The following is a 5699-nucleotide window of genomic DNA, read 5'->3' as shown; positions in this document are numbered from 1 at the left end:
GCCATCGCGACCGCCATCACGGACGCGACCTACCGGCCGACCAGCAACGGCCGCTCGCCCTCGGAGATCGGCATCGTCGTCCAACGCGACGGCACGTTCGCCTTCGACCAGGACAAGCTCACGGCTGCCCTCGCGGCGGACGCCTCGGGCACCCGGGCCGCGCTCTCGGAGATCGCCGGTCGCGTCGCTGCGGCGGCCAAGAGCGCCTCCGAGCCGGTCACCGGCTCGATCACCCAGCTCATCGCCGGTCGCCAGTCCCTCTCGAACGACCTCGGCACCCGCATCGCGAGCTGGGACCAGCGGCTCGCGGACCGCCGCACCGCGCTCCTGGCGATGTACAACGCCATGGACACGGCCCTCGGCACCCTCAAGTCGCAGCAGTCGTGGCTCACGAGCCAGATCGCCGGGCTCCCGAGCTTCTCGCCGCAGAACAGCAAGTAAGGAACCGACGCGTGACCAACCCAGCCCACGCCGCCAACGCGCGCCAGCAGTACGCCCGGGACGCCGTCCTCTCGGCGAGCCCGGCCCGCTTGCTGACCATGCTCTACGACCGGCTGCTGCTCGACCTGCGCCGGGCCGAGGTCGCCCAGGAGGCCGCGGACTGGCAGACGGCGAGCGACCAGCTGCTGCACGCGCAGGACATCGTGATGGAGCTCTCCACCAGCCTGCGCCCCGAGCTGTGGGACGGCGCCGACGGCCTTCGCGGCATCTACGAGTACGTGCGGATGGCGCTCGTCAACGCCAACATCCACCGCGACGTCGGGCGCACCCGTGAGGCGGTCCGGCTCCTCACCCCCCTGCAGGAGGCCTGGCACGCAGCGGCCGGTGCGGTCCAGGCGCCCGCCGCCGCGGGCGCGGGTTCGGGTTCGGGCTCGGAGCGAACGGTGCACGTCGTTGGCTGACAGCTGGGAGGACGTGCTCGAGCGACTCGGGTCCGAGCTCGCGGCCGTCGAGCGCCAGCTCGGCCAGCAGGCGCCTCCGTCCGAGTCGGCGGTGGCTGCGGCGCAGCTGGCCACGTGGGTGCCGCCGCGGGGCCTCGGTCCGCTCCCGGACCGTCTGCTGGGGCAGGCGCGAGAGCTCGCCGAGGCGCAGGCCCGCGTGGCCGGACGGCTCGATGCGCTGCGGATGTCGGTGGTGCACCACCTGACGGCCCTGAGAACCTCCCCCTCGCCGTCGCCGCAGCAGGCGCCGGTGTTCCTCGACGTGCAGGGCTGAGCGCCCTAACGCCGTCGCGCCTCCTGCCGATAGTTCCCGTCGAGCACGGATTGCTCGCTGCATCAGGCCACGGATCGGCCGCCTTCCCTCGCACGACCTGCAGGAGAACCGTGCTCGAATCCGTGACGTCCGCCGCGCTCACGAGTGCCCTCGACGGCCTCACCCAACGTCAGCGCGCCATCGCGGACAACATCGCCAACGTCAACACGCCGGGCTACCACTCCCAGCGCGTCCAGTTCGAGCAGGCGCTCGCCGCGTCGGTGGAGTCGGGCGACGGCCACGCGGCCGCCACCACGTCGCTCTCTGCCGAGCCGACAAGGACGGACGGCAACAACGTCAACCTCGACACGGAGACGCTCTCGAACATCGACACCGTGCTGCGCTTCCAGTTCGCGAGCCAGGCCATCAGCGCCCAGTTCGCGGGAGTGCGTGCCGCCCTGAGGACGAGCTGATGACCTTCGACGCGATCGGCATCGCCGGCACCTCCCTGACCGTGCACCGCAAGTGGCTCGATGCCATCGCCGACAACCTCGCCAACGTCAACACGGCTGCCCCTACGAGCGGCCCGGCGTTCCAGGCCCGCTTCGTCGAGGCACAGGCCGGCGCGGGGACCTCCGGCGTCTACGTCGCCGGGATACGCGAGGGCGACCCCACCGGGCGCCTCGTCCACGAGCCGGACAACCCGCTGGCCGATGCCGACGGCTACGTGCGCTACCCCGACATCGACATGGGCGAGCAGATGGGGTCGCTCATCATGGCTCAGCGTGGCTACCAGGCGAATGCCCAGGTCGTCGACCGGGCCCGCACCATGTACGAGGCGGCCCTCCAGATCGGCAGGTCCTCATGAGCGTCGCACCCGTCGGGCCGGTCGGGCCGCTCCTCGGCTCCGTCACGGCCATTCCCGCGGGCGCGGGGAGGGGCGGCGGCGACTTCGCCACGAGTCTGGCCGGCGCCGTCGACAACCTCCAGCAGCTGCAGTCGACGTCCAACCAGCTGGCCGTCCAGGCGGTCACCGGCAGCCTCGACGACGTGCACACGGCGACGCTGGCGGCCACCCGCGCCCAGGTGACCCTCGAGGTCGCGGCGGCGATCCGCAACAAGGGCGTCGACGCCTTCAACGAGATCATGAGGATGCAGGCCTGATGCCCCCGTTCCTCACGTCCGCGGCCTCGCGTCTCGGCGCCACCGTCAAGGGCTTCACCGCCGGCCAGCGCACGGTCGCGGTCATCGGCCTCGCCGTCCTCGTGCTGGGCGTTGTCGCCCTCACGAGCTGGCTGACCCGGCCGAGCTACAGCCCGCTCTTCACCGGGCTGGCCGGCACCGATGCGAGCGCGGTGGTGCAGCAGCTCGGCAAGGACGGCGTGCCCTACCAGCTGAGTGACGGCGGCTCCACGGTGCTCGTGCCGCAGGAGCGCGTCTACGACGAGCGGCTCAAGGCGGCCTCGGCGGGCCTGCCGGCGGCGCCGGCGTCGGGCTACTCGCTCCTCGACAAGATGGGCGTCACGTCCTCGGAGTTCCAGCAGAACGTGACCTACAAGCGGGCCATCGAGGGCGAGCTCGGCACGACGATCTCCCACCTCGAGGGCGTGCAGACCGCGTCGGTCCAGCTCGCGATCCCCGAGAAGACGGTGTTCACCTCCGAGCAGGGCGAGCCCACCGCCTCGGTGTTCGTGCAGACCGTGCCGGGCCAGACGCTGTCCGCCGACAAGGTCGACGCCATCGTGCACCTCACGTCGGCCGCCGTGCCCGAGCTCAAGGCGGCCAACGTGTCTGTCGTCGACGCGCAGGGCACCGTCCTGTCGGCCGTCGGCGTGGGCACGAGCGGCTCCGGGTCCAAGCAGGCGAACGAGTACCAGCAACGCACCCAGGCGTCCGTGCAGGCGGTGCTGGACAAGGTGCTGGGTCCCGGCAATGCGACCGTCGCAGTCACCCCCGAGCTCGACACCAACTCGGCGCAGCAGACCTCGGAGACGTTCGCCGGCGTCAAGGGCGTCCCGCCGCTCAGCCAGTCGACGTCCACGGAGAAGTACCGGGGGACCGGCGGCTCGAACGTCTCCGGAGTCTTGGGCCCCGACAACATCGCGGTGCCCGGCGGCACCGGCGGCAACGGGACCTACGACTCCACGAAGGACACGCGCGACAACGCCGTCAACAAGGTCACGGAGGAGCGAACGATCCCGGCCGGCACCCTCAAGCGACAGTCCGTCTCGGTCGCTGTCAGCGCTGCCGCCGCACGCAACCTCAACGTCCAGAACCTCACCGACCTCGTGTCCGCAGCGGCCGGCATCGACCCGAAGCGCGGCGACGTGCTGTCCATGCAGGTCATGTCCTTCAGCACCTCGGCGGCCGACCAGGCCAAGGCGGCGCTCGCCCAGCAGCAGGCGGAGGACGCGGCGCGGGCGAGTCAGCAGCTGGTGACGACCCTGGTCTGGGCCGGCGTGCTGCTGCTCATCGCGGTGGCCGTCCTCATCCTGTGGCTGCGCGCCCGGCGCCGGGCCGAGCGCGAGCCCGTCGACCTCGAGGGCGAGCTGCTGACCGACGACGTGCGTGCGATCGAGTCCGCCGGACCGGACGTGGCCGACCCGACGATGGTGCTGCCGGTCCTCAGGGTGACGCCCGAGCCGGCCGTCGTGCCCGAGCTGCCCGGACCCAGTGAGGAGGTCCTCGACGCCGAGCGGCGCCGCGCACAGGTCAACCAGCTCGGGGTCTCCGAGCCGCTGAAGACGGCCGAGCTGCTGCGGGCCCTCATGGACGAACGGCAGCCGGTATGAGCGCCGCACCCGGCTCGGTCCTGGCGACGTCGAGGCACCTGACCGGCACCCAGAAGGTCGCCATCGTGCTCATGCAGATGAGCACGGAGAGCGCAGCGTCCGTCATGGGCCACTTCAGCGACTCCGAGGCCGAGGACATCGCCGCCGAGATCGTCCGCCTGAGCCGCGTCGACCCCGCCGTCTCCGAGGAGGTGATCGCCGAGTTCCACGGCCTTGCCGTGTCGGGACGCCGCGCGACCCTCGGCGGGCGCGACTTCGCGGTCGGGCTGCTCGAGTCCTCCTTCGGGCCCAACCGCGCCGCCGGGGTCATGGACCGCCTCGCCTCGACGATGGCCGGCAAGTCCTACGACTTCCTCGACAGCATCGACCCGTCCCAGCTGCTCAGCCTCCTCGACGGCGAGCTGCCCGAGACCATCGCGCTCGTGCTCGCGCACCTGCGCCCCGAGCAGGCCTCCAACGTCTTCACCGCGCTGGGCCCGGCACGAGCCGCCGACGTGGCCCACGCGGTCGCGACCATGGGCACGCCCACCCCCGAGGCGGTCCGGGTGGTGGCCGACAACCTGAGGGCGCGCACCGGCGCCGCCGTGGCGGCGGGTCCCCGGCAGCAGCGGGCGCTGGGCGGCATACAGCCCCTCGTCGACATCATCAACCGCTCCGACGCCGCGACCGAGCGGGCCGTCCTCGACGCGCTGGCCCAGCGCGACCCGGTCCTGGCCGAGGAGGTGCGCTCGAAGATGCTGACCTTCGCCGACATCGTGAAGCTGGAGCGCAAGGACGTCCAGCTCGTCCTGCGCGGGCTCGACGCGGCAGTGCTCGCACGTGCCATGAAGGGTGCCCCGCAGGCCGTGCACGACACGATCGTCGGCAACATCTCCGACCGCATCCGCGAGATCCTCGAGTCCGAGCTCGCCGCGCTCGGACCGGTGCGCGCGTCGGAGGTCGAGGAGGCCCGGGCCGACATCGTCCGTTCGATCCGCGACCTCGAGGAGGCCGGCACCATCACGCTGCGCCGCGCCGAGGAGGACGACCTTGTCTACTGAAACGTGGTCGCCCGCGCCGCAGCCGGTCGTCTTCCCGACGGTCGACCCGGCCGGCGAGTCCGAGGGCTGGACGAGGGGCCACGCCGCCGGGTATGCCGCCGGGCTGCGTCGCGCTGCCGAGGAGCTGGCTGCACGTGAGGCGGAGCTCGGCGCCCGGCACGCGGCGGCCGTCGCCGGCGAGCGTGCCCGGACGGACCGGGCCGTCACCGTCCTGGACGCCGCCGCCCGGGCGCTCGAGGCCCGCGCCGCTCCGGTGCTCGCCGACGCGGACACCCAGGTCCTCGCCGCAGCCCTGTCCATCGCCGAGGTGGTCCTCGGGTGCGAGCTGTCGGACGCGCGCCACGCGGCGCGCGCAGCCCTGTCACGGGCGCTGTCGGCCCCCGACTCGGACGCCGTCGTGAGGGTGCGGCTCCACCCGGAGGACCTTGCGCTGGTCGCAGACTCGTCCACCGCATCACTCGTCGACATCGTCGCGGACGGCTCCCTCGGTCGCGGCGACGCCGTCGCCGTCTACCCGGACGGCGAGCTCGACGCGCGGATCGGTTCCGCCCTCTCGCGAGCCCGCGCGGCGCTCTCGACGGAGCAGTCGTGAGGGGGCTCGCCGAGGTCGTCGCCGCCGCGTCGCCCGAGCGCGTCGGCCGTGTGACGGCGGTCCGCGGGCTCGCCCTCGAGG

9 protein-coding genes are annotated in these 5699 nt (G+C 72.6%); all 9 read left to right on the top strand.

Annotated elements, in window-relative coordinates:
- The coding region (gene fliD, locus AC1DP0_RS17060; protein WP_478086581.1) for a flagellar filament capping protein FliD at positions 1-441 on the top strand (441 nt) is incomplete at its 5' end.
- A gap of 11 nt (positions 442-452) precedes the next feature.
- Positions 453-902 carry a flagellar export chaperone FliS gene (gene fliS / locus AC1DP0_RS17055; RefSeq protein WP_478086576.1) on the top strand — a complete coding sequence of 150 codons (450 nt, stop codon included), beginning with the start codon at positions 453-455 and terminating at the stop codon, positions 900-902.
- A complete protein-coding gene (locus AC1DP0_RS17050; RefSeq protein ID WP_478086573.1) occupies positions 895-1215 on the top strand; it encodes a hypothetical protein in 321 nt (106 codons plus the stop codon). Before fliS ends, AC1DP0_RS17050 begins: the two co-directional genes overlap by 8 nt.
- A 110-nt stretch (positions 1216-1325) precedes the next feature.
- Entirely contained in the window at positions 1326-1667 is a 342-nt protein-coding gene (locus tag AC1DP0_RS17045) for a flagellar basal body rod protein FlgB (RefSeq protein ID WP_478086569.1), read from the top strand.
- Entirely contained in the window at positions 1667-2062 is a 396-nt protein-coding gene (locus AC1DP0_RS17040) for a flagellar basal body rod protein FlgC (RefSeq protein ID WP_478086566.1), read from the top strand. The genes AC1DP0_RS17045 and AC1DP0_RS17040 overlap by 1 nt, the downstream gene beginning before the upstream one ends.
- Positions 2059-2358 carry a flagellar hook-basal body complex protein FliE gene (gene fliE / locus AC1DP0_RS17035; protein WP_478086563.1) on the top strand — a complete coding sequence of 100 codons (300 nt, stop codon included), beginning with the start codon at positions 2059-2061 and terminating at the stop codon, positions 2356-2358. The genes AC1DP0_RS17040 and fliE overlap by 4 nt, the downstream gene beginning before the upstream one ends.
- On the top strand, positions 2358-3986 hold the full coding sequence (gene fliF, locus AC1DP0_RS17030) for a flagellar basal-body MS-ring/collar protein FliF (RefSeq protein WP_478086559.1): 1629 nt from the start codon (positions 2358-2360) through the stop codon (positions 3984-3986). The genes fliE and fliF overlap by 1 nt, the downstream gene beginning before the upstream one ends.
- Positions 3983-5026: a flagellar motor switch protein FliG gene (gene fliG, locus AC1DP0_RS17025; RefSeq protein WP_478086555.1), complete on the top strand. Its 1044-nt coding sequence runs from the start codon at positions 3983-3985 to the stop codon at positions 5024-5026. Before fliF ends, fliG begins: the two co-directional genes overlap by 4 nt.
- Complete coding sequence (locus AC1DP0_RS17020; RefSeq protein ID WP_478086551.1) at positions 5016-5618, top strand: FliH/SctL family protein; 603 nt, start codon at positions 5016-5018, stop codon at positions 5616-5618. Before fliG ends, AC1DP0_RS17020 begins: the two co-directional genes overlap by 11 nt.
- The last annotated feature ends 81 nt before the right edge of the window (positions 5619-5699 follow it).

Source organism: Terrabacter sp. P5_B1 (genome assembly GCF_056400505.1).
This window is presented reverse-complemented; position numbering and strand designations above follow the sequence as displayed.

Coding starts and splice junctions, on each gene's coding strand:
- AC1DP0_RS17040 (WP_478086566.1), top strand. CDS start 1,667: ATGACCTTCGACGCGATCGGCATCGCCGGCACCTCCCTGACCGTGCAC.
- fliE (WP_478086563.1), top strand. CDS start 2,059: ATGAGCGTCGCACCCGTCGGGCCGGTCGGGCCGCTCCTCGGCTCCGTC.
- fliG (WP_478086555.1), top strand. CDS start 3,983: ATGAGCGCCGCACCCGGCTCGGTCCTGGCGACGTCGAGGCACCTGACC.
- fliF (WP_478086559.1), top strand. CDS start 2,358: ATGCCCCCGTTCCTCACGTCCGCGGCCTCGCGTCTCGGCGCCACCGTC.